28 protein-coding genes are annotated in these 26,534 nt (G+C 69.2%); 18 read left to right on the forward strand and 10 right to left on the reverse strand.

Annotated elements, in window-relative coordinates:
- Window positions 1-34: 34 nt before the first annotated feature.
- Window positions 35-430 carry an SRPBCC family protein gene (locus QM711_RS08075; protein WP_415098077.1) on the reverse strand — a complete coding sequence of 132 codons (396 nt, stop codon included), beginning with the start codon at window positions 428-430 and terminating at the stop codon, window positions 35-37.
- A 5-nt stretch (window positions 431-435) separates the two neighbouring features.
- Window positions 436-3,513, reverse strand: coding sequence for an ATP-binding protein (locus QM711_RS08080; RefSeq protein ID WP_415098079.1), 3,078 nt, complete (start codon window positions 3,511-3,513; stop codon window positions 436-438).
- Between the two features lie 122 nt (window positions 3,514-3,635).
- On the opposite strand from QM711_RS08080, the gene QM711_RS08085 reads away from it, so the two are divergent.
- Both QM711_RS08085 and QM711_RS08090 read left to right on the forward strand, forming a co-directional pair.
- Window positions 3,636-4,718: a class I SAM-dependent methyltransferase gene (locus QM711_RS08085; RefSeq protein ID WP_415098081.1), complete on the forward strand. Its 1,083-nt coding sequence runs from the start codon at window positions 3,636-3,638 to the stop codon at window positions 4,716-4,718.
- A gap of 35 nt (window positions 4,719-4,753) precedes the next feature.
- A complete protein-coding gene (locus tag QM711_RS08090) occupies window positions 4,754-5,110 on the forward strand; it encodes a nuclear transport factor 2 family protein (protein WP_415098083.1) in 357 nt (118 codons plus the stop codon).
- A gap of 157 nt (window positions 5,111-5,267) precedes the next feature.
- Here QM711_RS08090 and QM711_RS08095 read toward each other — a convergent pair whose 3' ends face one another.
- The 4 genes from QM711_RS08095 to QM711_RS08110 all read right to left on the reverse strand — a co-directional run bounded on the left by QM711_RS08095 (window position 5,268) and on the right by QM711_RS08110 (window position 8,434).
- Complete coding sequence (locus tag QM711_RS08095) at window positions 5,268-5,603, reverse strand: hypothetical protein (protein WP_415098085.1); 336 nt, start codon at window positions 5,601-5,603, stop codon at window positions 5,268-5,270.
- Window positions 5,604-5,781: 178 nt separating this feature from the next.
- Window positions 5,782-6,405 (reverse strand): hypothetical protein, encoded by a 624-nt coding sequence (locus QM711_RS08100; RefSeq protein WP_415098087.1) that lies wholly within the window; start codon window positions 6,403-6,405, stop codon window positions 5,782-5,784.
- A 49-nt stretch (window positions 6,406-6,454) separates the two neighbouring features.
- Window positions 6,455-7,195: a DinB family protein gene (locus tag QM711_RS08105; protein ID WP_415098089.1), complete on the reverse strand. Its 741-nt coding sequence runs from the start codon at window positions 7,193-7,195 to the stop codon at window positions 6,455-6,457.
- Between the two features lie 15 nt (window positions 7,196-7,210).
- Window positions 7,211-8,434 carry a cytochrome P450 gene (locus tag QM711_RS08110; protein ID WP_415098091.1) on the reverse strand — a complete coding sequence of 408 codons (1,224 nt, stop codon included), beginning with the start codon at window positions 8,432-8,434 and terminating at the stop codon, window positions 7,211-7,213.
- Between the two features lie 71 nt (window positions 8,435-8,505).
- On the opposite strand from QM711_RS08110, the gene QM711_RS08115 reads away from it, so the two are divergent.
- Entirely contained in the window at window positions 8,506-9,234 is a 729-nt protein-coding gene (locus QM711_RS08115; protein ID WP_415098093.1) for a class I SAM-dependent methyltransferase, read from the forward strand.
- 83 nt (window positions 9,235-9,317) lie between these two features.
- On the opposite strand, the gene QM711_RS08120 is transcribed toward QM711_RS08115, so the two are convergent.
- On the reverse strand, window positions 9,318-10,169 hold the full coding sequence (locus QM711_RS08120) for a MerR family transcriptional regulator (protein WP_415098095.1): 852 nt from the start codon (window positions 10,167-10,169) through the stop codon (window positions 9,318-9,320).
- Window positions 10,170-10,277: 108 nt separating this feature from the next.
- On the opposite strand from QM711_RS08120, the gene QM711_RS08125 reads away from it, so the two are divergent.
- From QM711_RS08125 to QM711_RS08160, 8 genes are read left to right on the forward strand one after another with little or no spacing between them, the layout of a single operon-like run.
- Window positions 10,278-11,081 carry a hypothetical protein gene (locus QM711_RS08125; RefSeq protein WP_415098097.1) on the forward strand — a complete coding sequence of 268 codons (804 nt, stop codon included), beginning with the start codon at window positions 10,278-10,280 and terminating at the stop codon, window positions 11,079-11,081.
- Window positions 11,074-11,616: an isopentenyl-diphosphate Delta-isomerase gene (gene idi, locus QM711_RS08130; RefSeq protein WP_415098099.1), complete on the forward strand. Its 543-nt coding sequence runs from the start codon at window positions 11,074-11,076 to the stop codon at window positions 11,614-11,616. The genes QM711_RS08125 and idi overlap by 8 nt, the downstream gene beginning before the upstream one ends.
- Complete coding sequence (locus tag QM711_RS08135; protein ID WP_415098101.1) at window positions 11,613-12,755, forward strand: polyprenyl synthetase family protein; 1,143 nt, start codon at window positions 11,613-11,615, stop codon at window positions 12,753-12,755. The genes idi and QM711_RS08135 overlap by 4 nt, the downstream gene beginning before the upstream one ends.
- Window positions 12,752-14,224: a phytoene desaturase family protein gene (gene crtI, locus QM711_RS08140; protein ID WP_415098103.1), complete on the forward strand. Its 1,473-nt coding sequence runs from the start codon at window positions 12,752-12,754 to the stop codon at window positions 14,222-14,224. The genes QM711_RS08135 and crtI overlap by 4 nt, the downstream gene beginning before the upstream one ends.
- Complete coding sequence (locus tag QM711_RS08145) at window positions 14,221-15,111, forward strand: phytoene/squalene synthase family protein (protein WP_415098105.1); 891 nt, start codon at window positions 14,221-14,223, stop codon at window positions 15,109-15,111. Before crtI ends, QM711_RS08145 begins: the two co-directional genes overlap by 4 nt.
- A gap of 1 nt (window position 15,112) precedes the next feature.
- Window positions 15,113-15,451, forward strand: a complete 339-nt coding sequence (locus QM711_RS08150) for a lycopene cyclase domain-containing protein (RefSeq protein WP_415098107.1) — start codon at window positions 15,113-15,115, stop codon at window positions 15,449-15,451.
- Window positions 15,444-15,764, forward strand: a complete 321-nt coding sequence (locus tag QM711_RS08155) for a lycopene cyclase domain-containing protein (RefSeq protein WP_415098109.1) — start codon at window positions 15,444-15,446, stop codon at window positions 15,762-15,764. Before QM711_RS08150 ends, QM711_RS08155 begins: the two co-directional genes overlap by 8 nt.
- On the forward strand, window positions 15,761-17,290 hold the full coding sequence (locus QM711_RS08160) for an FAD-dependent oxidoreductase (RefSeq protein WP_415098111.1): 1,530 nt from the start codon (window positions 15,761-15,763) through the stop codon (window positions 17,288-17,290). The genes QM711_RS08155 and QM711_RS08160 overlap by 4 nt, the downstream gene beginning before the upstream one ends.
- Here the strand turns inward: QM711_RS08160 and QM711_RS08165 are convergent.
- Both QM711_RS08165 and QM711_RS08170 read right to left on the reverse strand, forming a co-directional pair.
- Window positions 17,285-18,022: a hypothetical protein gene (locus QM711_RS08165; RefSeq protein ID WP_415098113.1), complete on the reverse strand. Its 738-nt coding sequence runs from the start codon at window positions 18,020-18,022 to the stop codon at window positions 17,285-17,287. The genes QM711_RS08160 and QM711_RS08165 overlap by 6 nt on opposite strands.
- Before the next feature lie 25 nt (window positions 18,023-18,047).
- Window positions 18,048-18,722, reverse strand: a complete 675-nt coding sequence (locus QM711_RS08170) for a DNA alkylation repair protein (protein ID WP_415098115.1) — start codon at window positions 18,720-18,722, stop codon at window positions 18,048-18,050.
- A gap of 451 nt (window positions 18,723-19,173) precedes the next feature.
- Here QM711_RS08170 and QM711_RS08175 point away from each other — a divergent pair, with 451 nt between their 5' ends.
- Both QM711_RS08175 and QM711_RS08180 read left to right on the forward strand, forming a co-directional pair.
- Window positions 19,174-20,697: a DUF222 domain-containing protein gene (locus QM711_RS08175; RefSeq protein WP_415098117.1), complete on the forward strand. Its 1,524-nt coding sequence runs from the start codon at window positions 19,174-19,176 to the stop codon at window positions 20,695-20,697.
- 380 nt (window positions 20,698-21,077) lie between these two features.
- Window positions 21,078-22,064 carry a calcium/sodium antiporter gene (locus QM711_RS08180; protein ID WP_415098119.1) on the forward strand — a complete coding sequence of 329 codons (987 nt, stop codon included), beginning with the start codon at window positions 21,078-21,080 and terminating at the stop codon, window positions 22,062-22,064.
- Window positions 22,065-22,151: 87 nt separating this feature from the next.
- On the opposite strand, the gene QM711_RS08185 is transcribed toward QM711_RS08180, so the two are convergent.
- A complete protein-coding gene (locus tag QM711_RS08185) occupies window positions 22,152-22,436 on the reverse strand; it encodes a DUF6457 domain-containing protein (protein ID WP_415098121.1) in 285 nt (94 codons plus the stop codon).
- Between the two features lie 103 nt (window positions 22,437-22,539).
- On the opposite strand from QM711_RS08185, the gene QM711_RS08190 reads away from it, so the two are divergent.
- The 5 genes from QM711_RS08190 to QM711_RS08210 all read left to right on the forward strand — a co-directional run bounded on the left by QM711_RS08190 (window position 22,540) and on the right by QM711_RS08210 (window position 26,499).
- Window positions 22,540-23,319, forward strand: a complete 780-nt coding sequence (locus QM711_RS08190) for a YggS family pyridoxal phosphate-dependent enzyme (protein WP_415098123.1) — start codon at window positions 22,540-22,542, stop codon at window positions 23,317-23,319.
- 132 nt (window positions 23,320-23,451) lie between these two features.
- Complete coding sequence (locus tag QM711_RS08195; RefSeq protein WP_415098125.1) at window positions 23,452-24,267, forward strand: hypothetical protein; 816 nt, start codon at window positions 23,452-23,454, stop codon at window positions 24,265-24,267.
- A 113-nt stretch (window positions 24,268-24,380) separates the two neighbouring features.
- Window positions 24,381-25,250, forward strand: coding sequence for a hypothetical protein (locus QM711_RS08200; protein WP_415098127.1), 870 nt, complete (start codon window positions 24,381-24,383; stop codon window positions 25,248-25,250).
- Window positions 25,250-25,468 (forward strand): hypothetical protein, encoded by a 219-nt coding sequence (locus tag QM711_RS08205; RefSeq protein ID WP_415098129.1) that lies wholly within the window; start codon window positions 25,250-25,252, stop codon window positions 25,466-25,468. The genes QM711_RS08200 and QM711_RS08205 overlap by 1 nt, the downstream gene beginning before the upstream one ends.
- Before the next feature lie 50 nt (window positions 25,469-25,518).
- Window positions 25,519-26,499 (forward strand): pirin family protein, encoded by a 981-nt coding sequence (locus QM711_RS08210; protein ID WP_415098131.1) that lies wholly within the window; start codon window positions 25,519-25,521, stop codon window positions 26,497-26,499.
- Window positions 26,500-26,534 lie beyond the last annotated feature (35 nt).

The following is a 26,534-nucleotide window of genomic DNA, read 5'->3' on the forward strand; positions in this document are numbered from 1 at the left end:
GGTGGCGTCCCAGACATCGGTGTCGGCAGCCGGCTCAATCCAGCACAGCCAGTTCGGCAAGCCTGGTCAGCGACGACTCGATCAATTCCCGCTGAGTGGCGAGCCGGTGCGCCTCTCGTTCTGGCAGGTCGACGCGGACCTCGATGTCGGTGCCGTCGCCTGCTTCGGCGAGTTGCCAGGTGAAGACGAGGTCGGAAACCAGGCAGGACACCGTCACTCTGGACGATCCGTGCCGGACGATCTGATCCATCGGAAAGTCCGGAAAGCCCTCTGTCCAGACCGTGTAGTCTGCCTCGACGTCGGTCACCCGGCGCACCTGGACGGTCTCCAGGCCGGTCCACCAGCGGGGGTAACTGGACGGGTCGTGGAGCAGCTTCCAGACCTCCTCGACGGCCGCGGAACTGTGTGTGGCAAGGGCGAATGAGGGCATGGCAGCTACCTATGCTCGGAGTCGACGACGTGGGCGAGGGCATCGATCCGGGCGAGCTCCTTGGCCGGCTCGATCAGCCCCACGATCGGCGGCCGACCCAGGTCGATCAGGCTGGCCAGATAACCGTCGGCGGTCTCGGCGGCTGTCGAGCCCGCCAGTCGGCGCCAGGCGGACCGGGATTCGTCCAGCCGTCGGCGGGTGAGTGCTGCATCGCCCTGGCCATGCGCGATCAGCGCCTGCACCCAGGCGACGCGCGGCACCAGCGTCCAGGCCTGATCGGCCCAGCGGACCGGTTCCAGCACGGCGACGCGCAACTGCCGGACGGCGTCGGTTGCCCGCCCGGCCAAGGCCAGCGCCTCGGCCCGGGTCAGCTGCGCGGTCACCCGGCTCACCGCGGCTCCGCCGGCCAAGCCCTGGCCGAGCAGTTTCTCGGCCTCGAGGTAGCGTCCAGCGGCGAAGGCGATCAGGCCCTGGTCGTGCAGCGCGATCGCGGTCAGGGCGGGGTCGTCGAGGCGGTCCGCCTGGCCCAGCACGTCTGCCGCCTCGGCTGCGGCTTCTTCGTGCCGTCCGAGCCGGGCCAGCAGCTGCGCACGGGCCGCCCGGATCTTCATCAGCAGGCCGCCAACCGCTCGGGTGGCCTCGATGGCACGTTCGACCATGACCAGTGCGTCGGAGTCGCGACCGTCGAAGGCGAGCGCGCAGGCGGCGTTGACCAACACCCCGTAGGCGCGGTCGGGAAAGGCGGCCATACCGGCTACCAGTGGATCGTCCGGGTCGGCCACGAGCAATGCCGCCTCCGCGAACCGGGCCCGCCGGATCAATCCCTGCATTCTGATCTCCAACGCGTCGGCGCGCAGCTGGGCCGAGAGTGCGCCCAGTGCTTCAGCCTCGGCGATCAGGGCCTCGTAGCGCTCACCGGTGCCCGGAACCGAGTCGCACCAGGCCAGCCCCAGCAGGGTTTCGGCTCGGACCACCACGTCGGTGTCCGGACGCTCCAACGCGGCCGCCATGCGATAGGCGCGCAGAGCCTCCTCCGGATTGCAGGACACACTGCGGAACTGTCGTCCGCGACGGCACCAGGCATCCGGCAATGCCTCGGCCGGCAAGCGTTCGACGGCCGTCGTCCAGGCACCCTCCTGATCCTGTCTGCGGTGCGCCCAGGCGTACACCTCTTCGAGTTCCAGCCACAGCTCGCCATCGTCGGGACGGGCACGGACGGCTCGCTCCAGCAGCTCGGCGGCCTCATCCAAGGCACCCACGGCACGAGCCCGGTCGGCGGCGGCCGCCAACTGCGCGGCCGACTCGGCCACCCGTCCGGCAGCGGCGAGGTGGTACGCCCGCTCCACGTGCTCGGCGGGATCGATCGCGTCCGCGAGCCGGTCGTGCAGGCCCTGCGGGTCGGCCAGGCCGGCGTAGACCGCGACCCGCAGCAGGTCGTGCCTGAACCCGACCCGGCCCTCGCGGCGGATCAGCAGACCCTCCGTTGAGCTCATCGTTTCGGACTCAGGGGCCAGTCCGAGCCGGCGCAGCTCGGCCGGCCACAGCGGGCGTCCGGCGGCCGCCAGTAGGCGTGCCAGGGCAGCCGCGGACGGCTGCAACCGGCCGAGTGTCGCCGCCACCGTCGAGCGCAGGGTCGGTGCCGGGCCTGAGCCGCCGGCCAGAATCGCGCGGCTCGCTTCAACCGCCAGCAACGGATTGCCGTCGGCGGCGGCCACCACTTCGTCCACCCGCGCCGACTCGGCCACCCGCACCGAACGCGCCAGGGCAGCAACAGCGGCGTCGTCGATCGGCGGCACGGCCAGTGTTTCCACCCGGATTCCGCGGGCGGCCAGATCGGCAACCAGCTCGTCCAGTTCCGGACGCCGGGACGGGTCACGCCGGGTCAGCACCACCAACGCGGGCAGTGCCGGGAGCCGGCGACCGAGGTGGGCGACCAGGCGCAGGCTGGCCCGGTCGGCCCGGTCGGCGTCGTCCACCGCGAGCAGGGTGGGCCGATCCCGGCAGGACCACTCGAAGAGCCGCAACAGGGACTCGAACACCCGCAACCGCTCCAACTCCGGGGCGGTGACCGCGGGTGGCGTCTGGGGGTGCCCCAGTCGGGCGCCGAGCTCGGGTGAGAGCCGATTCAACTCCGCGGCCCAGGTCGCCTGTGCGGGCACTGCCGGCACGCCGCCGGCGAGTGCCCGAGCCAGCTCGAGGCCGACGGCGAACGGAGTCTCGCCGGCCACGTCGATGCCGGAGGCCCGCGCGGCCAGCCCGCCCAGGCCGTCCGCCCGACGAACCAGTTCGTTCAACAGGGTGGTCTTGCCGATGCCGGCCTCTCCGGTCAACACCACGATCAGGCCGGCACCGCGTGATGCCTCGCGCCAGCGGTCGACCAGCCAGCCGACCTGCGCGGCCCGCCCGAACAGAGGCACCCGCGGCTCCGGTGCCCGGCCGTCACGAAACCGGGCATGGACGGCGCGGGTGGCCGGCGAGGGCCGCACCCCCAGCGCCTCGGACAGTCGTTGTGCGAAGTCGTTGGCGGCCTGAACCGCGTCCGCTCGATCGCCCCGGTCGAGCAGAAGCTCGAGCAGCAGCCGGTGGGCGGCCTCGTCCAGCGGTCGCAGCGTGGTCAGCCGGCGCGCGAAGGCAACGGCCGCGTCCAGGTCGCCGTCGGCCTGGGCCGCCAGGGCAGCACCACGCAACTCTCTGGACCAGCGATCCGCCAGCTCGTCGCGGGCCTGCTGCACCCAGTCGTCGTGCAGGTCGGGCAGCAGTTCGGCGGGGCCGTGCTCAGCGGTGGGTGGCTCGTCGATGTCGCGGGTGACACCGGTCAGCGACAGCGTGGTCCGGCTGGCGGTCAGATCGGCGCGGTCGGCCAACGCCTGCCGAGCGGCCCAGACCGCCGTACGCAGGTTCGCCCGGGCGCTGTCGAGCGCCGCTTCCGGCCAGAGTTGCTCGGCCACCACCGCCCGGGGCTGGGGTCCCGGGTGTAGAGCGAGCCAGGCGATCAACGCTCGAGCACGTTCGCTGGTCGGCAGCGACACCGTCGCCCCAGCCAGCTCCGCACTCATCGGCCCGCACAACCGCAAGCGGAGCACGAATGAAGAGTAGACCCGGCGGCCGTCGCTTTGACGATGCGTTGACGCTGCCTCGACGGAGCCCGCCGCACCCTGATCACACCGATCGGGACGTGCCCGGCGGGAACCTGAAGGAGGAAGCGATGTCCACCAGCATCAGCAGTCCTGCCGAGGTCGACACCGACCGGCTGCAGGCGTTCATCGGACAGATGGTCGGCGACGTCGGAGCCACCCTGAGCGCCGGCCTGGTGCTCCTGGGCGACCGGCTCGGACTGTACCGCGCAATGGCCGACAGCCGTCCAGTCACTGCCGAGGAACTGGCCGAGCGCACCGGCACGTCGGTGGCGTACCTGCGGCCTTGGCTGGGCAATCAGGCGGCCGGGGGCTACCTGAGCTACGACCCGGCGACCGGTACCTGGACGCTGCCGCCCGAGCAGGCGATGGCGCTGGCCGACGAGAGCAGCCCGGCATTCTTCGCCGCCAGCATGCAGCTGGCGGTCGCCACTCTCGCCGACCTGGACGCCATCGAGTCGCGCTTCCGCACCGGGGAGGGGTTCGGCTGGCACGAGCACGATCCGGGCTTGTTCATCGGCACCGAACGGTTCTTCCGTCCTGGCTATGTGGCCAACCTGGTGCCGGCCTGGCTGCCCGCGCTGGACGGCGTGGAGGCCAAGCTGAACCGGGGCGGCCACGTGATCGACGTCGGCTGCGGCCACGGCGCCTCCACGGTGCTGATGGCGCAGGCCTTCCCGTCCGCCACCTTCCTCGGCGTCGACTATCACCCGGAATCGATCGCCGTGGCTCGGCAACGGGCCGTTGCCGGCGGTGTGGCCGATCGAGTGCGGTTCGACACCGCGGAGGCGGCCGAGCTGCCGGACGGTGCTGCTGATCTGGTCACCATGTTCGACTGCCTGCACGACATGGGCGACCCGGTCGAAGCGGCGGCCAGGGCGCTGCAGTTGGTCGGCGAGGACGGCACCCTGATGCTCGTCGAGCCGATGGCCGGCGATCACGTCGAAGACAACCTGCACCCACTCGGACGGGTGTTCTACGGGGCATCGACCCTGATCTGCACCCCGTCCTCGCTCGACCAGCCCGGCCGCCGCGCGCTCGGCGCCCAAGCCGGTCCGGCACTGCTCACCGACGTGCTGCACGCGGCCGGCTTCAGCCGGGTGCGGGTAGCCGCCAGCACACCGGTCAACCTCGTCATCGAGGCCCGGCGCTGACCGCAACCCGGTCAGCCACACAGAAGGGAACGAACATGACCACCACCACCGCCATCGACCCAACGGCCCTGGTCACGGCCATCCAGAACCGCGACTCGAGCGCCCTGGCCGCCAGCTACGCCCCCGACGCCGTGATCAGCATCGTCGACCACGATCACCCGCCGGCCAGTCCTCAGGTGCTGTCGGGCCGGGCCGAGATCGAGGCGTATTACCGCGACGTGTGCGGCCGCAACCTGGATCACGCCGTGCCCACCATCGTGTCCACCGACACCGTGCTGGCGTTCGAGCAGAACTGCCGCTACCCGGACGGGGTCACCGTGACCTGCGTGACCGTCGCGAGCGTCTTCGACGGCCTGATCACCCGGCAGACCATCGTGCAGGCGTGGGATTGACCGAGCACCGGCGCCCGGGAGTGAGGATCCACCTCGGGCGCCGGACCCGCGTCCACCCAGCCATGGGGCGGCATCGGGGTGCCGCCAGGGCACGTTCCGCGGCCGCACCACCTGGCTCGAAGAGCTCCCCGCTCGAGGTGCGCGGTGGTGCGCAGGCTCAGATCGGTCGCCTCAGCACGGTGAGACTCGACGACGTCGCGAGAACGAACACAGACCCATTGGGCGAGAACCCACAAGCCCGGAACTCCTCGTCATCGGGTACGGCCACACTCTCGGCGCCACGCTTCAGCGTCGCCCCGTACATGGCGCACTCCACTTCCCAGCCGTCGGGAGTCGTGCGGGGAAGCGTGCCGCCGTGAAGTCCCATCGACGGGATGACTTCCGCAGCACCGTCGTCAGTGTGGACCCGGATCGTCGATCGCTGCTCGTCCAGCCAGGCGTAGTCGTTGTCGTCCACGCGGGCGATGCGCTCCCCGGTCGTGGTGTCGAACACGCCGACACCAGAGTGAGATCCGACGACTACTCGACGCTCGTCGGGGATTCCCACCGCGAGGACTCCACCGATCCCGGTGCGGATCACCCGCTCCCACTGAGTTGCTGGCGCCATGCTCACCATCTTTCCCCAGGTCGCTCGGACCAAAGCCGCCAGCTTGGTCGCAGTGGTTGCGAAGTCAGTCCGTGTCGGTGACGCACAGCACGGTGATCTGGGCATTTCGGAGGTCCGTCAGCACATAGGTGCTGTCCCACGCGACGTCGTGGAACCACGGCGTCCAGGCGTCGTGGGTGATGTCGACACGGAAGTCCTCGAACCGGCCCCCGACCAGGGCGTCCACCGCAGCTGCCGCAAGCGTCTTGGCCTCTCGCGCGGTACCGGCGAAGCGGTGGTAGGCGCCACCGCCAGTGATGAGATGCGCCCACAACCCGTCCAAGACCAGAGCACCAGCGGCATGCTGCTGAAGGCCGCCGACATCGCTGCCGAGCGTCGCGGGGACCGCGAGGTCCGGCAGCGTTCGCCGGACGATGTCGCTGGTGAACAGCAGCCGGAACAGTTCGTACTCGTCCAACCGGTTTCGGCTGATGAACCACTGCGCGACATCGGGGTACTCGACTGCGCGCAATTGGCCCAGCAGGTATCCGCCGTTGGCGTGGGTGCGGGCAACCTCAGCCAGGTAGGCGGTCAGGGCAGGCGATTCCGGCGTCCGGGGCTCCCAACGCAGACTCGACCAGGAGGAGATGAGCTCAGCCTGCGACGGTCGTGGCTGGTTCCAGTCGATCTCATTCCACGGGCGAGGCATGGCAGGACTCTCCGATCTTCTTGAGGGTGGTCTCGGACGTACGACCTACTCACGTCAAGGCGTCCAAGTCACGGACGGCGTACCGGTGATGCTCCCATTCCTCGTCCAGGATCGTCCGCAGACAGGACAGCACGGTCTCGGGATAGGCGGGATCGTGCGGGTTCCTCCGCTCCGAAGCCAGCTCGTCGCTGCTCACCCCGTCGAGATATTCGCGCACCATCTGCTGTCGGTCGGCGCGGGCGTCCAGCACCTGATCGAAGCTCGGCGTTTCGGTGGAGAACTCCGAACCGTCATGGGCCGCGGTGTCGCCCTCGTCATTGGGCAGACCAAACGGGTGGTAGGGCCGCTCGCGTTGCAGGATCGCCAGTCCCAGCCAGGTGTCGGTGGCCATCACCAGGTGGCGCAGCGTCTGGGCGAAGGACCATTCGCCGTCCACCCGGGCATCGATGGTGCCTGGCGGCATCGCGTTCGCACGGTCGAGGGTGGCGCTCCACGCCACCTCGAGCGCATGCCAGGCGGCGCGCAGCCCGACCGGGTCGTCGGCGACGCGCAACTCGCGTCCCGGAAAGCGGCGGTTCAACTCCGCGTCCACCAGCGGGACGACGTCGACCCCGTTCACCAGCAGGCTGCGGCCACCCTCCAACAGCCAGGGCGAATCGAGCTCCATGCCGGCGATCTCGCTGCCGCGCACGACCACTTCACGCAGGTCGCAGTCGACGAAGCGGGACGCCCGCAACGTCCGGTTGGTGAAGCTGCGGTGATGCAGCGGTTCGGGCTCTATCTGCGTCATGCCAGCACTCTTCCATCAGCCACTGACAGGATCGGGAAACTCGAGCACCATGCCCCGCAGCTGGTAGCCCTCGATCAGGTTGTCCCAGCCGATCGCCGGCTCGGCTGCGATCCGCGGGCACAGCGCCAGCAACCGGGCGAGCAGCAGATCGGTCTCCAGCAAAGCCAGCGGCTGGCCGGGGCAGCGATGCGCGCCGTCGCCGAAACTGAGGCCGGCCGCGTTCACCCCGGCCGCCATCGGACGCCCCGGGCACACCTCGAGCGGATCGGGGCCGACCGTCGGCGCATCGGCGTTGGCCTGCCGGATGCAGACGTCGACCAGGTCGCCGGACGGGATCGTCCACGACTGCTCGCCGTCGATCACCTCGATCGGCTCGGACGTCCGCCGGTACAGATGCCCGACCACCGGCTCGAGCCGGATCAGTTCGTTCAGGATCGCGAACCGCTCCGCCGCGCCGGCCGCCAGATACCGCTGCGACAAGGGGAGATCCTGCAGCAGGTGCCACGCACACATGACGATGAACTCGCGCGTCGTGACCATGCCGGCGGTGCCGTAGGTGACGCACTCGACCAGGATGTCGGCGTCGGTATACCCCTCGTCGAGCAGGTGGCTGATCACATCGCCCTGCCGCTGCCGCCGTCGCGACCGGATCGCCGGCCGGACGTCGGCGAGGTAGAACCGGACGATCGGCACCAGCGCATTCACCGCCGCCTTCGCCCACATCGACGGCGTGCGACCGAAGTCGGGACGGGTGACGTCCACCGGCGGCTGGTTGAAGAAGCTGACCAGCCGGCGCGCCATCCGCGGCACCGGCGCGTGCGTGAGCCCCACCACGTCGGCGGTCACCTCGACGGTGTAATGCAGCGCCAGTTCGTCCAGACAACACGATCCGGTGGCCACCGCTTCGGCGAGCAGCCGATCGGCGCAGGCCGCGGCGAGTGCGGCGTACCGCTCCTCGACCACCTTCGGCGCGAAGAACCGGGCCACCTTGCTGCGTTGCTCGTCGTGCAGCGGCCCGTCCGAGACCAGGATCGGGTGATGCCGCAGGTAGCCCTTCGGAATCGCTTCCGCGGTGAACCCGGCCTGAGTGGTGGCGTGCCGGGCGCGCAGCACCTGCCGCGCCACCGCGAGCGAACGGATCCGCCACACCCCTGGCTGACCGTCGCCCTGCTCGTGCTCGACTCCGGGGACGTCCCGCTCACCGGCTTTGACCGCGCGGCGCCGGCCGCGCCCGGTCACCGTCCACCCCTATCGACCCTTGTGGTACGCCATCCGGCCTGCAACGATCGCCGCACGGACAGGAGGCCCGGATGGACCGATCGAACGCCCCCACCGACCTCGCGGACGCCTTCGACCGGGCCGCCCGCCGCTACGACCTGCTGACCGGGATGAACCCCGGCTACCACCGCCACCTGGACGCCGCGGCACGCCGGCTCGCCGACCGGCTCGGCACCGAGCCGGGGCTGCTGCTGGACCTCGGCTGCGGTTCCGGCTCGTCCACGGTTGCGCTGCTGCGCCGGCTGCATCCGGCACGGCTGGTCGGCATCGACGCCTCGGCCGGCATGCTCGCCCAGGCCCGCGCCAAGTCCTGGCCGGACGGCGTCGAGTTCCGGCAGCTGCCCGCGGAACGACTCGGCGAACTCGACCTGCCGCCCGCGGACGGGGCGATGGCCGCCTACCTGCTGCGCAACCTGGACGCCGCCGACCGCGACGCTGCGCTGGCCGGCATCCTGGCGGCACTGCGTCCGGGCGGCCGGCTGGTGATCCAGGAGTATTCGGTGGCCGGACACCGGGTCGCCGGCCTGGTCTGGACGCTGGTCTGCTGGCTGGTGGTGATCCCACTGAGTTGGCTGGTGCGCGGATCGCCCGGGCTGTACCGGTACCTGTGGCGCAGCGTCCAGGACTTCGACAGCACCGCCACCCTGCGGGATCGGCTGCACCGCGCCGGCTTCGCCGAGATCGAGCAGTTCCCGGTCACCGGCTGGCAGCGCGGAATCCTGCACACGGTGCTGGCCCGGCGCCCGGAGCGGGCGGGCTGAGAGCGCGGGGGTTTGGGTCTCGACAAGCTCGACCGACGAGAGAAGCTCGACCGACGAGGACCGCGCGACCAGAAACGACCCTGTCATCGAGCAGCCAGGTCGTCGGCGATCGCGCGGGCGGCAGTCGCGATCCGGTGACCCAGTCGCGGGCAGGAGACCGGGGCGAGGTGCTGGAACTGGCCTCCGACCGCCAGCGGGACGCCGGGGTGGTCGGCGGTCAACCGCTCGGCCAGCGCTGCCACCCGCCGGGCGTCCGAACGCCGCGGGATGGCGGTGATGCTGGCGGCGGCATGGGTGGTCCGCACCGCGTCCGCCCAGGCCGCGACCGGGACGTCCGAGCCGAGATAGATGGTGGCGACCCCTACCCGCCGCAGGGCGACCGCGAAGGCCAGCAGACCGAGTTCGTGGGTGATCCCGGACGGCGCGCCGACGATCGCCGGTGGCGTCGGTGGATTCGGTCCGACCGCGTCGAAGGCGGCGGCCAGCCGGCGCATCACCACATTCGCCACCAGATGTTCGCCCGCTTCGGAGATCTCGCCGGACGCCCAGGACGATCCGACCCGCGACATCGCCGGCATCAACCAGTCGTCCACCACCGCCTCATAGCTGCGCCAGGCGAACTGTTCGTCGATGATCCGGCTGGCCGCGGTGGCGTCCAGCCGGGCCAGCGCGGCGATCAGTTCAGCAACCGCGTCCGGCTCGGGGGGCTCGACCGAACTCATCCGCCGGCGCACTTCCTCCGATGCCTGCCGAGGTGACAGGCCGCCCTCGACCAGGTCTTTCATGGTGCGGATCCGGTCCAGCACGTCGTCGCCGTAGTCCCGGTAGCCGGCAGGCGTGCGCGAGGGCTGGAACACCCCGTACCGGCGTTCCCAGGCCCTCAACGTGTGCTCGGCCACCCCGGTGAGCAGCGCTGCCTGACTGATCGTGACCATCGCCGGCGAGTCTAGGGTCCGGGACCCCCGCGGAGCGATGGGTTTCACCCCAAAGTGTTCAATGTTTCCGTTACAACTTGTCTAAGGTTGAGGCATCGGGCAGTCTCGGTGTCCAAGATGAAGACGCGTTGGTGGGAGGAACTCTTGACATCCATCCGGATCCGTCAGGCGGCGATCGTTTCCGCCTGTGCGGCAGTCATGGCGCTCGGCACCCTGGCCGGCTTCGGTCTGATCGGCACCCGCGTCGAGGACTCGTCGGGCGGCGCGTTCGCCGCCGATGCGACCCTCGTCACGCCTGCCGGTCCGGCGTTCTCGATCTGGTCGCTGATCTATCTGGGCCTGCTGGGTTATGTGGCCTGGCAGTGGCGGCCGAACGAACGGACCGATCGGATCTGGTGGCTGGCCGGTGCCTCGATGTTGCTGAACGCGCTGTGGCTAGGGGTGACCCAGGCAGGCTGGCTCTGGGCCAGCGTGCTGGTCATCCTGGCCCTGGCGGTTGTGCTCGGACTGCTGATCCGCCGATTGGGCGAACGCCCGCCCGGCTCCTGGGTGGAGGCCGCGGTCGTCGACGGCACCTTCGGGGTCTACCTGGGCTGGGTGAGCGTCGCTGCGGTGGCGAACGTCGCTGCGGTCCTGGTCGCGACCGGCGTCGACCTCGGGCCGACTTGGTCGACGACCCTCGCCGTGACCGTCCTGGCGGTGGCAGCATTGCTGGGTGCGTGGTTCGCTCGGGAGTTGGGCGGCCGCTGGGCGGTCGCGGCCGCGATGGCGTGGGCATTGTGCTGGGTCGCGGTCGGACGCCTCACGGATGGCCCGAGGTCGGTCGTGACGGCGCTCGCCGCGCTGCTGGCAGCGGTCGCGATCGCGGGAGTCACCGCGGTCGCGCGACGCCGGGCGGTGCGGCATGGCTGACCGGGTCGTCCTGCTCGACGCCGCCGGCCGCCCCTGCGGAAGCGCCGACCGGATCGCCGTCCACGACGCCGAAACCCCTTACCACCTGGCGTTTTCCAGCTATCTGTTCGACGCGTCCGGACGGCTGCTGCTGACCCGCCGGGGCCTGGGCAAGGCCACCTGGCCGGGGGTGTGGACGAACAGTTGCTGCGGTCACCCGCGTCCGGGCGAGTCACCCGTGGACGCCGTCCGCCGCCGGGTCGGCGAGGAACTCGGCGATCGACCGAGCGACCTGCGGCTGGTGCTGCCGTCGTTCGGCTACCGCGCCGTCGACGCGAGCGGCATCGTCGAACACGAGTTGTGCCCGGTCTGGGTGGGCCGGATCGACCCGGCCCGGCTGAACCCCGATCCCGCCGAGGTGATGGATGTCGCCTGGGTGGACTGGGCGGCCGTGCTGCGCACCGCGTCCGATACCCCCCAGCTGCTGAGCCCGTGGGCGGTGCTGCAGATCCCCCTGCTGGACGCCGCGCTCGACCCCGGGGAGGGAGTCGCATGAGCCTGCCGATCGCCCGGACGACCGAGCAGGTCCCGGCAAGCCTGGACCTCAGACGCCATACCACGGGTGACGACACCGACACCGTCGAGGCGGTGCTGACGCTGTTGGAGCAGACCCTGGAGGAGCTGACGGCGCAGTGGCGGACGCTGTCGAGCGCCGTCGTCCCCCGGCCGGACGTGCTGCACACCGACTCGATCCTGAGTCTGGTCCGCGACTTCGCGACCGCCCCCGGCAAGCTGCTCCGGCCCCGGATGGCGCACTGGGGATGGGCGTCGGCCGGCGGCCTCGACCACGGCCGAGGCCATCACGACGTGATCCAGCTGGGCGCGGCACTGGAGCTCCTGCACTGTTTCGCTCTTGTTCACGACGACGTGATGGACGCCTCCGAAACCCGGCGTGGACGCCCGTCGGTGCACGCCCTGGCCCGCGCCGAGCATCGCGAACTCGGCGGCCTCGGCGATCCGCAGCGGTACGCCGAGAACATCGCCATCCTGGTCGGCGACCTGCTGCACAGCGAGGCCGATGTGCTGATCGGCGCCCTGCCGTCCCGGCTGCGCACGGCGTGGCGGACGATGACGATCGAGTTGATGATGGGCCAGGGCCGCGACCTGGTCGGTGCCGCCAACGGACGCCGCGACCTGCGGCACGCGCACGAGGTGGCCCGCACCAAGTCGGGCGCCTACACGGTGTGGCGTCCGCTGCAACTGGGTGCGCTGGCCGGCGGCGGCAGCCCCGAACTGCTCGGCGCGCTGCAGGACTATGCCGAGCATGCGGGACAGGCGTTCGCCCTGCGCGACGACGTCCTCGGGGTGATCGGCGACCCGGAACGCACCGGCAAACCGGTCGGCGACGACCTCTTGGCGGGCAAGCCGACGGTGCTGCTTGCCCTGGCCCAGCAGCGGTTCAGCCCGTCGCTGCGGCTCCAGTTGCGCCGGGTCGGACGAGAGCCGGTCACCGCCGATCAAGCGACGGAACTGTCCGAGGAACTCCGCCGGTCCGGGGTGATCGACGAGGTCGAACAGCTGATCGCCGCCGCCGTGCTCGCCGCCGAGCAGGCGCTGGCCTCCCCGCTGGTCGATCCGCGCGCCGCGGAAGGACTGCGCGACCTGGTCGCACGGCTGGCCTGGCGCGAATCATGAGCCGGGTGATCGTGATCGGCGCCGGGCTCTCCGGCCTGAGCGCCGCCTGCCACCTGGTCGCCGACGGCCACGACGTCACCGTCGTCGAGCGGGAATCGTTCCCGGGCGGCCGCAACGGCGTCCGCCGCGCGGACGGCTTCAGCTTCGACACCGGTCCGACCGTGTTGACCATGCCCGCGCTTCTCGAGCATCCGCTGCGGCGGATCGGCGGCAGCCTGGAGCCGCTGCGGCTGCGCCGGCTCGACCCCGGCTACCGGGGCTTCTTCGCCGACGGCTCGCGGATCGACGTCCGGGCGACGGTGGACGCGATGACGGCCGAGATCGCCGAGCAGGTCTCAGCCGCCGACGCCGCCGCGTTTACCGGTTTCGTCGGCTGGCTGGAGCAGCTGCATGAGGTGGAGGTGCCGAACTTCATCGCGCGGAATTTCGACAGTCCGCTCGACCTGCTGAGCCGTCCCGGTGCGGCCGCGAAGCTGGTCCGGCTCGGCGGTTTCGGACGCCTCGGGCCCACCATCCGGCGGCGCTTCGCCGATGACCGGCTGGTGCGGCTGTTCACCTTCCAGGCCATGTACGCCGGGCTGGCCCCCGACGACGCGCTCGCCCTGTATGCGGTGATCACCTATATGGATTCGATCAGCGGGGTCTGGTTCCCGGCCGACGGCATGCACGCCGTCCCGCTCACCCTGGCCGCGGCACTCGAGGCGGCCGGCGCGGAACTGCGCTACGAGACGGCGGCCGAGCAGATCCTCACCGACGCCCAAGGCCGGGTGGCCGGCGTCCGGGCCGGTGGTGAGCAGTTGGCTGCGGACGCGGTGGTGCTGACCGCCGACCTGCCCACCGCCTACCGCACCCTGTTGCCCGACCTGACTCCCCCGCGCGCCGCCCGCAGCGGTGACTTCTCGCCGTCCGCGGTGGTCTGGCACCTCGGCGTCCGCGGGGACCTGCCGGCGGAAGCGGTCCACCACAACATCCACTTCGGGCACGCGTGGGGTGAAGCGTTCGAGCAGCTGATCAAGCGCAAGGAACTGATGAGCGACCCGTCCCGGCTGGTCACCATCCCCACCGTGGACGCCCCGGCGATGGCGCCGCCGGGGCACAGCGTTCTGTATCTACTGGAACCGGTGCCGAACCTGACCGGTGGCCAGGACTGGAGTGCCGAGGGGCCGCGGTTGCGGGAACGGCTGTTGGCGTTCCTGCAGCGGCACGATTACCCGACGGAGGTTGTCACCGAGCTGATGGTGACCCCGGCGGACTGGGCCGCCCAAGGGATGGCGGCGGGGACGCCCTTCAGCCTCGCGCACAGCTTCGCCCAGACCGGGCCGTTCCGTCCGCCGAACGTGGAACGGCGCCGTCCGGGAGTGTTCCTGGCCGGCACCGGCACCACCCCCGGGGTCGGCATTCCAATGGTGCTGATCAGCGGCGAGCTCGCCGCACGCCGCGTCCGGGACTATCTCGGAGCCGTCCGATGACCGCCGAACTGGCGCGTGGCTACGCCGAATGCACCCGCCTGACGCGCAGGTACGGAACCACCTACTACTGGGGCGCCCTGTTGCTGCCGCGGGCAAGCCGGCGGCACGTGCACGCGGTCTATGCGCTCTGCCGGCTCGCCGACGACATCGTGGACGCCCCGGGCGCCACCCTCCGCGACTCCGCGCCGACCCGAGCGGCGCTGTCCGGCTTCCGGAGCCGATTCGAGGACGCGCTGGCCGGCGCACCGCGTCCCGGCGACGACGTGCTGGCCGCGGTGGCGCACACCGTCGCGTCCTGCGGCATCGAGCATGAGTGCTTCGACCGGTTCTTCGACGCGATGGCGATGGACCTCGACGTGACCCGCTACGAGACCTTCGACGATCTGTGCGGCTACATGGAGGGGTCGGCGGCGGTGATCGGCGAGATGATGTTGCCCGTGCTCGAACCGCTTTCGCCCCGGGCGATCGGCCCGGCGCGCTCGCTCGGATTAGCGTTCCAGCTGACCAACTTCCTGCGCGACGTCGGCGAGGATCTGGACCGCGGCCGGGTCTACCTGCCGCAGGCCGACCTGCGCCGGTTCGGCGCCGATCCTGCTAATCGGGTTGTGGACGATGCCTGGCGGGCGGTGATGCGGTTCGAGATCGAGCGGGCCCGTGAGCTGTATCGCGAGGCGGAGCCCGGAATCGGGTTGTTGCCGCCGGCGTCCGCACGATGCGTGGCGACCGCGCACCGGCTGTACTCGGCGATCCTGGAGCGGATCGAGGCCCGCGACTACGACGTCTTCACCGGACGCGCCCGGGTGCCGACGGTACACAAGATCGCGACCGCGCTGGGTTCGCTGGTCCATCGTCCGCAGCTGTCGCTGCCGGCCGTGGCGGGCGGCTGAGGTGGACCGGTTCCAGTACCTGGCCCTGATGGCCGGCTGCCTGCTGCTCACCCTGCCGCTGGAGTTCTGGCTCGCCGCCCGGGTGTACCGGCGTCCGCGGCGGATGCTGCTGGCGGTGGTGCCGGTGGCGCTGCTGTTCATCGCCTGGGACGTCTTCGCGATCCGCCGCGACCATTGGACGTTCTCGCCCGACTACACCACCGGGATCCTTTTTCCTGGCGGGATTCCGCTGGAAGAGGTGGTGTTCTTCCTAGTGATTCCGATCTGCGGGCTGCTCACCTACGAGGCCGTCGGCACGGTTCTGCGGGGTCGGTCGCGGCGGAAGGCGAGCGATGCTTGAGTACACGCTGGGCACGCTATTGGCCATGCTGATCGTGGTGCTGGTCGAGTTGTTGTGGGCGCGGACCGGCATCTTCACCCGGCTGCAGTACTGGCTGGCGCTGGCCATCATGTTCTTCTTCCAGGTGCTGGTGGACGGCTGGCTGACCAAGCTGTCCGCGCCGATCGTCAGCTACCACCCCGAGCAGTTCTCGGGCATCCGGTTCCCCTGGGACATCCCGATCGAGGACTTCGGCTTCGGCTTCGCGCTGATCACCGCCAGCCTGATCGTCTGGGAGGTCCTCGGACGCCGCGACTCACGGAGGGCGTCGTGAAGGCATGGCGTCCCGGACGCGACCGGCGCGCCGTCCGGATCGATCCGGTCGTTCCAAGTGGCGGATGGCCGGAGCGTCCGCGGGTGGTCGTGGTGGGCGGCGGGATCGCCGGGCTGGCGGCCGCCACCGGCTTGGCCGAGCGAGGCGTCGCGGTCACGCTGCTGGAGGCGTGCGATCAGCTCGGCGGACGCGTCCGGTCGTGGCCGATCTCCGAGTTCGGGACCGGTGACGACAGCCGGACGATGAGCCGCGGCTTCCACGCCTTCTTCCGGCAGTACTACAACCTGCGGGCGTTGCTGCGCCGCACCGATCCGGCTCTGCGGCGGCTGGTCCCGGTCGCCGACTATCCACTGACGCTGGCCGGCGGACCCACCGACTCGTTCGCCCGCGTCCCCCGGACGCCGCCGTGGAGCATCCTCGGCTTCGTCGCGCAGAGCCCGACCTTCCGGATCTCCGACCTGGCCAAGGTGGACGTCCGGGCCGCGCTCGAGTTGCTGCAGGTCGACTTCCCCCGCACCTACTCCGACCTGGACGGCGTCAGCGCCGCCGAGGTCCTCGACCGGCTGCGGTTCCCCGCGCAGGCCCGGCACCTGGCGCTGGAGGTGTTCGCCCGCAGCTTCTTCGCGGACCCGGCCGAGTTCTCCGGCGGCGAGCTGCTGGCCATGTTCCACACCTACTTCCTGGGCGGTGGCGAGGGGCTGCTGTTCGACGTGCCCGACGACGACTACGACACCGCACTGTGGGCGCCGCTCGGCCGGTACCTGGCCGGGCTGGACGTCGAAACCCGTTGTGGGGTGCGGGTGCTCAGTGTGGAGTCGACTGCTGACGGAGTCCGGGTGCTGCACGATCAGGGCGAGGAAGCGGCGGACGCGGTCGTGCTCGCGCCCGACACCTCCGCCCTGCAGCGCATAGTCGCCGACTCCGCGCTAGGGGACGCGGCCTGGCGCGATAGGATCGCCCGGCTGGGGACCGCGCCCCCGTTCGCCGTCGGACGCCGCTGGCTGGGCAGACGGCTGCCTGAGGTCCCGGCGTTCCTCGGCACCAGCGGCTATGGACCGTTGGACAACATCTCCCGGCTGGACGCCTTCGAGTGGGGCGCCACCCAGTGGGCGGAACAACATGGCGGCGCCGTCGTCGAGGTACACGGGTATGCGCTCGCTGAGTTGAGCGGTGCGGCCGGTGAGGTGAGTTCCGGCGTCCGGACCCGGTTGTGGGCCGAGGCTGAGCGCGTCCAACCGGAGTTGTCGGATGCACCGGTGCTCGCCGAAGAGTGGCTCGTCGAGGCGGATTGCCCGCTGGTCGACACCTCCCCGTGGACGGATCGACCCACGGTGGCGACCCCCGACCCGCGGGTGGTGCTGGCCGGCGACCTGGTGCGTTGCGACCTGCCGGTCGCCCTGATGGAGCGGGCCGCCACCACGGGCTGGCAGGCAGCCAATCAGTTGCTCACCGGCTGGGGACGCCGCGGCCACACCCTGTGGTCACCACCCACCCGTGGTCTGCTGGCGAGGGCTTGGTCGTCATAGCGGCAGCAGTCCTTCTGCGAGTTCACGCCTGATGCGCCAACCCGCCTCGTCCTGCACGGGCCCCGGGAAGCCGCCAGAACGGAAGACCTGGTTGAGGTAGTCGACGAACGGGATAGCGACCTCGGCGACGAAGATGCCCTCGGCGCAGCCGTCCGGAACCCGGAAGCCGTAGGGCGGTCCGCCACTGATGTTGGCCTTGTGCAGCCGGTCGGGTGCCACCGGCAGCACGAAACAACCGGCGGACGGGTCGTCCCCCGTCGAGTCTCGCCAGGCGTCCAGTTCGCCGTCGTAGAAATCCTGCGCCGAAGCACCCTGATAGCGCGAGTATTCGAGTTCGAGGACCAGCGGATCGGCCTGCGCGCTGCCCGGCCAGGACGGGTGGGTGCCGACAAGCCAGACGTCGCCGACCAGGCGGAGCCACGAGGACACCGCCATCGGCACGGGCCCGAAACGGCCGGTCAGCCAGTCGTCGAGAGGCGCTGCATGGGCGGTCGGCGTCCGGGTCGGGGCGATGGGTGTCTGTTCGTCGTCGTTGTCGTGAAACCGGTAACCCTGGGTGGTGAGGCGGTCGACGATGACCTCAATGTTGTGGCGCGCACGGAGCGCCATCTCGTCGCAGACCGCCTGCGCTTGGCTGGCCAAGTCAGGTTCGCGGACGCGGTCGCCGAGTTGGCGCAGCTCGTGCCAGACCCGTTCACGGGCGCCTGCTCGGTACCGCGCCAGAAGGTCCATGACGCGATCCTGCCAGGCGGGGCCTTTAGGACGAGGCACCCTGACGGCGCACCATCTCGGCGATCCAGGTCGGAGCGAACGGCGACGTGCAGTTCGGTGGTGTCGGATAGTCCTTGAGGACTTCGAGCCGCTCGCCGATCGCGATGGCCCTGGCGCGGCGTTCGGGGTGGGTGATGCCGATCTGCGCCAGGCAGTGGTTCATCGCCCACTGGAGTCGTTCTGGTGCTTCCTTCATCCGGGCCTCGATGATGTCCAGGAGGTCGTCGAGGTCGAGACCGTCAGGCTTCTTCGCCACTCGTTCGACGGTGAGTGCCCAACCGGCACTCTCGACCACCGGGTGTGGGTCGGCCAGCCAGGCCTGCCGCAGTTCGTCGGAGTGCCGGTTGACCTTCACCACGTAGTTGACCAGCCAGTCATGCACCTTCGAGGTGCCGGCCTCGCGCAGCATGGCGTCCAGTTCGCCGGCGGTGAAGCCTCGCGACCGGCAGATCAGGATCGACAGCAGCCGTGCGGCCGGATCTCCGGTTGCCCACAGGTCACGGGCCAGGTCGGGCTGCACCTTGAGTTGCTTCGCGAGCGCCCGCAGATCGCTCAGCTTCACCCCGTGGTCGTCCCCGTGTCGGCGATTGACCTCACGCAGCTTGGGATCATCCAGCGCTGCCAGTTCAGCCAGAACCGCAGCCGTCGTGTCGTGGGTCACAGATGCTCCTTGTCGATGATCTGCCGCACTGCCACTAACAGTCTCCGCCATCCCACGATGATTGGGACTGTCGCTCGCGGGGCCTCATTCGCATGCCTGTCGTTCGCCTGTCGAGACCTCGCGGATGCCGGGGACGACTGCGCGGAACGCAGGGACGGTTCTTTTCGTACCACGGTGGTCGAACTCGGCGCCCCGCCCGGCGGACGGGTGCGACGGCACGGCAGCGATCTCGACATCGGTGACTACTGGCGGGAAAGGTGTCTCGGTTTCGTGTTGTGACTCGAAATCGGTGAGGTTTCCCGAAATCGGTGAGCGGTGTCGACATCGACACACGTCGAATCCTGTGCGAGTTGCTCCTCGGCGACTCCAGTAGCCCGCTGGTCGAGCTTGTCGAGACTCATGGGCAGCGGCACTCTCGATTCGATCCAGGCGACATGAAGGTGTTGTCACAGTGTTGTCAGAAACCGCCCTGGTGTTGTCAGTTTCAGAAACCATGCCTGTAGCGACAACTGCGCACGAAAGTGTCAGACCCGGCCTCTATCGTGGTCTTCATGAATCGCATCACTGGTTTGGCTGCGGGATTTGTCCCGGGCTGGCTGGTGGTCGGGTGTTGTCAGTGGCGGCGTTTAGGGTCAACGGTATGAGCATCCAGGTAGGGCCAGGGACGGCGGTGACGGATTTCGCCATCGTGGTGGCTGGTTTGCTCGATGAAATCCGTTATGACGAGGTGGCGTTGTTGACGGATCGGAGGCAACTTGACCTGGTTGCCGATCTGCTGACGGTGCAGTCGCGGTTGGTCGGTGTTGTGCATACCGTGCTGGACCAAGTCGACCGCAGCGGGGCGGCGATGGCCGCGCATGGTGTCCCGACCGTCAGTTGGTTGGCGTCAGAGTTGCGCTACACCCGGGGTCAGGCCTCAGCGATGCTGCACCACGCCAACGATCTGTCCCGGTTCACCCAGATCGGTGACGCGCTGCGGGACGGTCTCGCGAATGAGCGGCAAGCGCAGGCGGTGACCCAGGTGTTGAGGACGATGCCGGCTGATCTGGGTGTGGAAGCTGAGCAGCGGGCGCAGGCCACGATGGTGGGCTTCTGCGCACAGTTCGACAGCCGCGAACTCGGCACCCTGTCCCGGCATCTGGTGGAGGTTGTGGCGCCGGAGGTGGCTGACGAGGTCGAGGCGAAACGGCAGGAGCGTGAACTACGCGACGCGCAGCAGGCTCGGCAGCTGAACTTCTCCGACAACGGGCATGGTTCCACCATCATCGAGGGCTCTCTGCCGAGCGCGGATGCTGCGTTGATCAAGGCACAGATTGAGGCGTTGGCGCAGCAGGTGCACCGCACCGCCCTGGAACTGCGCGACCCGACATTGCCGCAGCCGTCCTGGCCGCAACGCCGCGCTGACGCTCTGGTCGAGTTGGCCCGCCGGGTCGCGATCCAGCAAGCCGCACCGAAACATGGTGGGGATCGGCCACACCTGGTGGTACTCATCGACTACGAGGATCTGCTTGGTGATTGCCGAGGTGCTGGGCTGGCCGATGGCACCCGACTGACTGCCGGGCAGCTACGGCAGTACGCGTGTGACGCCGGGATCCTGCCGGTCATCCTGGGCGGCGCCTCCGGGGTCCTCGACGTGGGACGGGAACAGCGCTTGGTCACCCCGGATATTCGCCGCGCCCTGCAGGTGCGGGACAAAGGGTGTGTGTTTCCCGGCTGCGACCGGCCCGCTGCCGATTGTGACGCTCACCACATCACCCCGTGGGCACACGGCGGTGAAACCTCGCTGTCGAATCTGTGCCTGTTGTGCAAACATCACCATAATCTGCTCGAACCCAATCCGAAACGGTCAGCAGAGTTGCAATGGCAGATCCGAATCTCACCAGACGGAATCCCGGAGGTGATCCCACCGCGATTCGTGGACAAACACCGACAGCCACGAAGACATCAACGATTCCGACCACCGAATAGCCGGTGAGAATTACGTGCACATGGCTGAAACCGCGGCCAGCAGTATGCGACTGCGCCGAATGGGTCTCGACAAGTTCGACAACGGTGGCGGGGCAGGGTCTCGACAGCTCGACGGACGGCTCCTTTCTGTCAGCCCGATGACTGCCGGGATCTCAAGGAAAGCGCTGATTGATGCGGGATTTCGCTGGTTGAGCCTGTCGAAACCCATTGCCAGAGGGGTCTCGGCAAACTCGACAAACTCGATCAGCGCATCCCTAACGAAGAGTTCGGGCCGTGGAGATCTCCGGATCACGATCGCACCAGTGCACGCGTGGGACCTCCACCACCTCGACCAACGTTGACCGGCACCGTCACGCGGCGCCCCGTCCGTTCCCAGTAGGGTGAGCCATGGTTCCGGTGCTCTTGGTGATCGGCGGCCTGGTGGGGCTCATCGCCGGGGCCGAACTGGTCGTCCGCTACGGCTCGCTGCTCGCGCGCCGGCTCGGAATTCCGCCCATGATCATCGGCCTCACCGTCGTGTCGATCGGCACCAGTGCACCCGAACTCGCGGTCGGGATCGACGCGATGAAGGTGAACGCCGGGTCACTCGCGGTGGGCAACATCGCCGGCACCAACATCGTCAACCTGCTGCTGATCCTCGGTCTCTGCGCCGCCCTGCGCCCGATCGACTTCGAGCGTCGCACCTTGGTGCTCGATCTCCCCGGCATGGCGATCGTCGCCCTGCTGGTCTACGTGCTCAGCCTGGACGGCGCCTTGCAAACCTGGGAGGGCATCCCGCTGGTCATCGCAGCCGTTGTCTACACGGTCCTGCTGGGCTGGTGGACGCGCCGCGCGAGTGCCAAGACGGCCGGCGACCTGGCTGCCAGCGTCGCAGTGGAGGCCCGGGTGACAGCACCCGCCGAGTACGCCCGCGGTCGCGGCTGGTGGTTCGGGCTGCTGCTGGTGGTCGGAATCGGGATCATCGTGGTCGGCGCGGACGCCCTGGTGCGCGGCTCGGTCGAGCTGGCTCGGCTGGTCGGCGTGTCGGACGCCTTCATCGGCCTCACGGTGGTCGCCATCGGCACCTCGGCGCCTGAACTGGTTACCGCACTGGTGTCCACCTTCCGCGGCGACCGCGACATCGCCGTGGGCAACCTGATCGGCTCCAGTGTGTACAACCTGACGCTGATTCTCGGCGTGCCCGTCCTGGTCGCCAACGGCTCCGGACCGATCGAGGATCTCCTGCTGCACATCGACCTGCCGATCATGGTCGCGGTCTGCCTGCTGTGCGTGCCGTTGTTCCTCACCGGACGCCGACTCTCCCGCGCGGAAGGCACGCTGATGGTGGCCGGCTACGCCGTATACCTCGGCTACCTGCTGATCGCCCGCACCTGAGGGAGTGCTGATCGATGCGGTGTTGTGCTGGTTGAGCCTGTCGAAACCCGCCGCCGACGAGGTCTCGACGGGCTCGACCGACGCCGATCAGCGACTCTGGGCGGGCCCTTCCGCGGCGTCCGTGCCCTGGGCCAGAACGCTCACCCGTCCAGCCGCCTCGGACGCCGCGGCGCCCCGTCCGACGGCGACCCCGATCAGGAAGGCACTGAGCGGCGCACCCGGACGCGACGGCCCGTGGGCCACCGCGGAGACCATGTCGAGCAGGTCCTCCTCATGATCGAGGACGGCTTCTGGCTCCACGCCGAGTTCGTCCGCCACCCGCCGCAACCACTCCCGCATCCGCTCCATCCGGGCCGGATCATCCCTGCGCATGTGCCCCATCCTCCCCCGGGCGGCCGCAGGAGGGAACCGGCACCGGTCACAAGGCCCGGCAGGCTGACGCCCAAATCGGGTGAAGCGGCACTAGCGTTGAGGCGTGCCAGCCGCTCCATCCGACTCCCCGCAGTACCCGACCGCGACGTCCGTCGAAGACTTCCGGCGCAACCTGGACGCCGTGCGCGCCCGGATCGACGCCGCGGCCGAGCGGGCGGGTCGCTCCCCCGCCGACGTCCGGCTGTTGCCGGTGAGCAAGACGGTGCCCGAGGACCGGCTGCGGCACGCGATAGCCGCCGGCATGCATCAGCTGGGCGAGAACAAGGTGCAGGAAGCGAAGCGCAAGCACGCCAACCTGGCCGACGAGGACGTGGCCTGGGCGGTGATCGGACACCTGCAGACCAACAAGGCCCGCGACGTCGCTGCCTTCGCCGCCGAGTTCCAGGCCCTGGACAGCCTGCGCCTGGCCGAGGCGCTGGATCGCCGTTTGCAGGCCGCAGGCCGTTCGCTGGACGTCTACGTCCAGGTGAACACCTCCGCCGAGGAGTCCAAGTACGGCCTGCCGCCGGACGAGGTGCCCGGCTTCCTGCGGCAGCTGCCGGCCTACTCGAGCCTGCGCGTCAACGGTCTGATGACCCTGGCCCTGTTCACCTCGGACGCCGAGCGCGTCCGAGCCTGTTTCGCCCGGCTGCGGACGCTCCGTGACCAGGCCCGCGACATCGATCCCGACCTGGTCGGTCCGGGCGGCCTCTCGATGGGCATGTCCGGCGACTATGAGGTGGCGGTCGAAGAAGGTGCCACCTGCGTCCGGGTCGGGCAGGCCATCTTCGGCGCCCGCACCCTCAACGAGCAGCATTACTGGCCCGGGACGGGCACCGCCTGACCGTCCGGGTCGCGGCGCGACGCGCGGGCGCTACTAACTGTCGCGTCAGACTCTTGACGCATGATTCGTGCCGAGGGTATGCATAGCCTCACTAGCCCGCCCATCGGCGGGCCGCTCTCGAGAGGACGAGTCATGCGCGCAGTCACGATGGTCCGGACCCTGACGGCAGCGGCCGCCACGGTCGGGCTGACCTTTGCCGGAGGAGCTGTTGCGTCCGCGCATGGTGGACCGTACGGCGGGCCACGCTCGCTGACCTGCAGCGGCGGCGAGATCGGCTCTGGCACCTACCGGAGCATCACCGTGACCGGTGACTGCTCGGTGGCGAAGAATGCGGTGGTCCGGGTGAAGGGCGACATCACTGTGCGCAAGGGAGCCGCTCTGGATGCACAAAGCTCCCCGTCGACCATCACGGTGGATGGCGACGTGAACGCTCTTCGCGGCTCCACCCTCGGCCTCGGCTGTCAGCCCCCGGCGCTGACCGGGAACTCGGCTCATCCCTGCGTCGACGCCACCGGCAACCCGATCGAGGACCCGACCGTGTTCTCCACGATCACGGTGAAGGGTGACATCACCGCGCTCGGAGCCGCGGTGGTGCTGATCAACGGCGTCCAGGTGGGCAAGAACGTCACCATCGTCGGCGGTGGGTCGCCGGTCATCCCGTGGTCGGTCAAGAACAACACGATCAAGGGCAACCTCTGGGTGAGCAATGTGAATACGACCTTCTTCGGGGCGCTGTTCAATAAGGTCGGCAAGAACGTGGTGCTGCTCAAGATCAAGATCACCGACCCGGATCCCGAGGGCTCGAAGGACGTCTACGTGGTGCGGAACACGGTCGGACGCAACCTGGTCTGCTACGGACTGTCAGGTGCCTCCGGCGGATTCGTTCCGGGATCGGTGAACACGGTGGGCGGCCGGGCACTCGGCCAGTGCTCGGAGCTGGCCGGCTGAGCTGCGACAAGCCGACGCCGGCTTGGCCTACTTCGGCAAGGACGGCGTCAACGGATTGAGCAGGCCTGTGGATAAGGCTCCATGAGGCCGCCACTGCGCCTATCGTGCCGGCCATGGCTATGGAACTGCCTGACCAGTGCACTGCTTCGCCACCTTGGTCGAGCAGTGCACTGAAGCGGCTGAGCTGGAGCCTTCGCGACGGCTTGCCAGCGCCTCCCGATTGCCCTCACTATCAAGACGTCCTGATCTGGTACGACGACTTGGCCAGGGCTGTCAGCCAGCACTTGGGGCGTATCGACTGGACGCGCACTGCCAGTGGTCTGGACGATGTACAGATCACATTCCGGGCCAAGACCATCGATACGCTGCGCGAGAAGCTGCAGCGTACTCCCGCGATCTCGCTGGGCTACGTGCAGGACGTAGCCGGCGTCCGCATTGAGGCTGATATCAGCACTGTCACTCAGGATGCGATAGCGCGAGCAGTCGTGGCCATGTTCGGACAGGACGACTCGGCGATCAGGGACTACCGTGCCGATGCGCACAGCGGCTATCGCGCCGTGCATGTGTGGCTGCGCTTTCCCGCGGGTCGAGTCGAGGTTCAGATCAGAACCCGCCTGCAAGGGCAATGGGCAAACACTTTCGAAGCTATGGCCGACTTCGTGGGACGCGATGTCCGGTACGGCGTGCTCCCTTCGGACCCGGACCAACGCGGGCTGGTCGCGGCGTTGATCGACATCTCGGTTACCGACTTGTCGGAACTCGAGGGCTCGGGCAATGACGTGACGGTCCTGTTGGATCAACTGGAGGACTTCCGAGAGTCGGTCGTGTCGGGCATCAGTTCCGAAGAAGAGGGCCTTGCCCTCCTGGATGAGCTCGAGCCGCGGGTCACCGCGCTGCGGGACAGCTACCGCGGCCGCGCCGAGGGGTATCATCACCTCTTGGTCAACCTTGAGAACAGTTTCCGCAGTGCGAGGGGGCAATGATGACTGCGTTCTTGATCACCTATCACCGCCGAACCGGCGCCGTCGCTGTCACCGAGTTTCCCGGACCAGAGGGTGGGCACCAAGCGATGCGCGAGCGCTTCCGCCTGGAGGCTGAGCGAGTGGATCCGGACATTGAGATCGTCTCACTCAACAGCGACTCGCTGGAAACCATCAAACAGACGCATAGCCGTTACTTCTTCCAACTCGCCGACCGCTGAGTTCACCCACGACCTCACCTCGGCTTCGGCGCATCGGCATACCCTGAGTCATGAGCAACACCGAGACCAGGGCCGAATGGTATGACTGCCTGGCGACCCATACCGACGATCCTGAGCAGATCCAGGTCATCGAGCCCAAGGACGTCGCACTCGGTCCGGCGGACGCGCTCAAGGTCCGCCGGACGCTGCCTTCACTACGGCGTTCGTTCGTCGGAGCGTGGTGCTTCGCCGATCACTACGGGCCCGAGACGGGTGTCTGCATGGACGTCCCGCCGCACCCGCACACCGGGCTGCAGACGGTGAGCTGGCTGTTCTCCGGTGAGATCGAGCACCGCGACTCCGGCGGCGTCCACGCCATGGTGCGGCCGGGTGAGATGAACCTGATGACGTCCGGCTACGGCATCGCGCACTCGGAGGTGTCCACCCCCGAGCGGGAGGTGCTGCACGGCGTCCAACTGTGGGTGGCACTGCCCGAGGCCGAGAAGGACCTGGTCCGCGAGTTCCAGCACCACGTGCCGGACCCGGTGGACGCCGACGGCGTCCGGGCCCGGGTGTTCATCGGGTCGCTGGCCGGGTCGGACTCGCCGGTGCACACCCAGACCTCACTGCTCGGTGCCGAGGTGATCCTCGACCCGGGCGCCAGCTGGGAAGTTCCGGTCGATGCCGGCTTCGAGCACGGCGTTCTGGTCGACACCGGCTGCGTCGACTTCGACGGCGTTCGGCTCGACCACACCGTGCTCGGCGTCCGGGACGCCGGGCTCGACCATCTGCGGCTGACCAATCCGACCGACGCGCCGGCCCGGGTGATGCTGCTCGGCGGGGAACCGTTCGACGAGGGCATCGTGATGTGGTGGAACTTCATCGGGCGTAGTCACGAGGACATCGTGCGGATGCGGGCGGAGTGGAACTCCGAAAGCGACGACCGCTTCGGGCGGGTTGCCGGCTATCGCGGCGCCGTTCCCCGGCTGACCGCCCCACCGCTGCCGCCGGACCTGCGACTGAAGCGCCGTTTCCGCCGCGGCCGGCAGTGAGTCGTAGACTCTGGCGGTCGCGGCTGACAGGAGGC

This window comes from Micropruina sp. (assembly GCF_047602385.1).
GTDB lineage: Bacteria > Actinomycetota > Actinomycetes > Propionibacteriales > Propionibacteriaceae > Micropruina.

Excerpts from the sequence above, each read along its gene's own strand:
- QM711_RS08075 (WP_415098077.1), bottom strand. The coding sequence starts at position 430 with ATGCCCTCATTCGCCCTTGCCACACACAGTTCCGCGGCCGTCGAGGAG.
- QM711_RS08085 (WP_415098081.1), top strand. The coding sequence starts at position 3,636 with ATGTCCACCAGCATCAGCAGTCCTGCCGAGGTCGACACCGACCGGCTG.
- QM711_RS08090 (WP_415098083.1), top strand. The coding sequence starts at position 4,754 with ATGACCACCACCACCGCCATCGACCCAACGGCCCTGGTCACGGCCATC.
- QM711_RS08100 (WP_415098087.1), bottom strand. The coding sequence starts at position 6,405 with ATGCCTCGCCCGTGGAATGAGATCGACTGGAACCAGCCACGACCGTCG.
- QM711_RS08105 (WP_415098089.1), bottom strand. The coding sequence starts at position 7,195 with ATGACGCAGATAGAGCCCGAACCGCTGCATCACCGCAGCTTCACCAAC.
- QM711_RS08115 (WP_415098093.1), top strand. The coding sequence starts at position 8,506 with ATGGACCGATCGAACGCCCCCACCGACCTCGCGGACGCCTTCGACCGG.
- QM711_RS08120 (WP_415098095.1), bottom strand. The coding sequence starts at position 10,169 with ATGGTCACGATCAGTCAGGCAGCGCTGCTCACCGGGGTGGCCGAGCAC.
- idi (WP_415098099.1), top strand. The coding sequence starts at position 11,074 with ATGGCTGACCGGGTCGTCCTGCTCGACGCCGCCGGCCGCCCCTGCGGA.
- QM711_RS08135 (WP_415098101.1), top strand. The coding sequence starts at position 11,613 with ATGAGCCTGCCGATCGCCCGGACGACCGAGCAGGTCCCGGCAAGCCTG.
- crtI (WP_415098103.1), top strand. The coding sequence starts at position 12,752 with ATGAGCCGGGTGATCGTGATCGGCGCCGGGCTCTCCGGCCTGAGCGCC.
- QM711_RS08145 (WP_415098105.1), top strand. The coding sequence starts at position 14,221 with ATGACCGCCGAACTGGCGCGTGGCTACGCCGAATGCACCCGCCTGACG.
- QM711_RS08155 (WP_415098109.1), top strand. The coding sequence starts at position 15,444 with ATGCTTGAGTACACGCTGGGCACGCTATTGGCCATGCTGATCGTGGTG.
- QM711_RS08165 (WP_415098113.1), bottom strand. The coding sequence starts at position 18,022 with ATGGACCTTCTGGCGCGGTACCGAGCAGGCGCCCGTGAACGGGTCTGG.
- QM711_RS08180 (WP_415098119.1), top strand. The coding sequence starts at position 21,078 with ATGGTTCCGGTGCTCTTGGTGATCGGCGGCCTGGTGGGGCTCATCGCC.
- QM711_RS08185 (WP_415098121.1), bottom strand. The coding sequence starts at position 22,436 with ATGCGCAGGGATGATCCGGCCCGGATGGAGCGGATGCGGGAGTGGTTG.
- QM711_RS08195 (WP_415098125.1), top strand. The coding sequence starts at position 23,452 with ATGCGCGCAGTCACGATGGTCCGGACCCTGACGGCAGCGGCCGCCACG.
- QM711_RS08200 (WP_415098127.1), top strand. The coding sequence starts at position 24,381 with ATGGCTATGGAACTGCCTGACCAGTGCACTGCTTCGCCACCTTGGTCG.
- QM711_RS08205 (WP_415098129.1), top strand. The coding sequence starts at position 25,250 with ATGACTGCGTTCTTGATCACCTATCACCGCCGAACCGGCGCCGTCGCT.
- QM711_RS08210 (WP_415098131.1), top strand. The coding sequence starts at position 25,519 with ATGAGCAACACCGAGACCAGGGCCGAATGGTATGACTGCCTGGCGACC.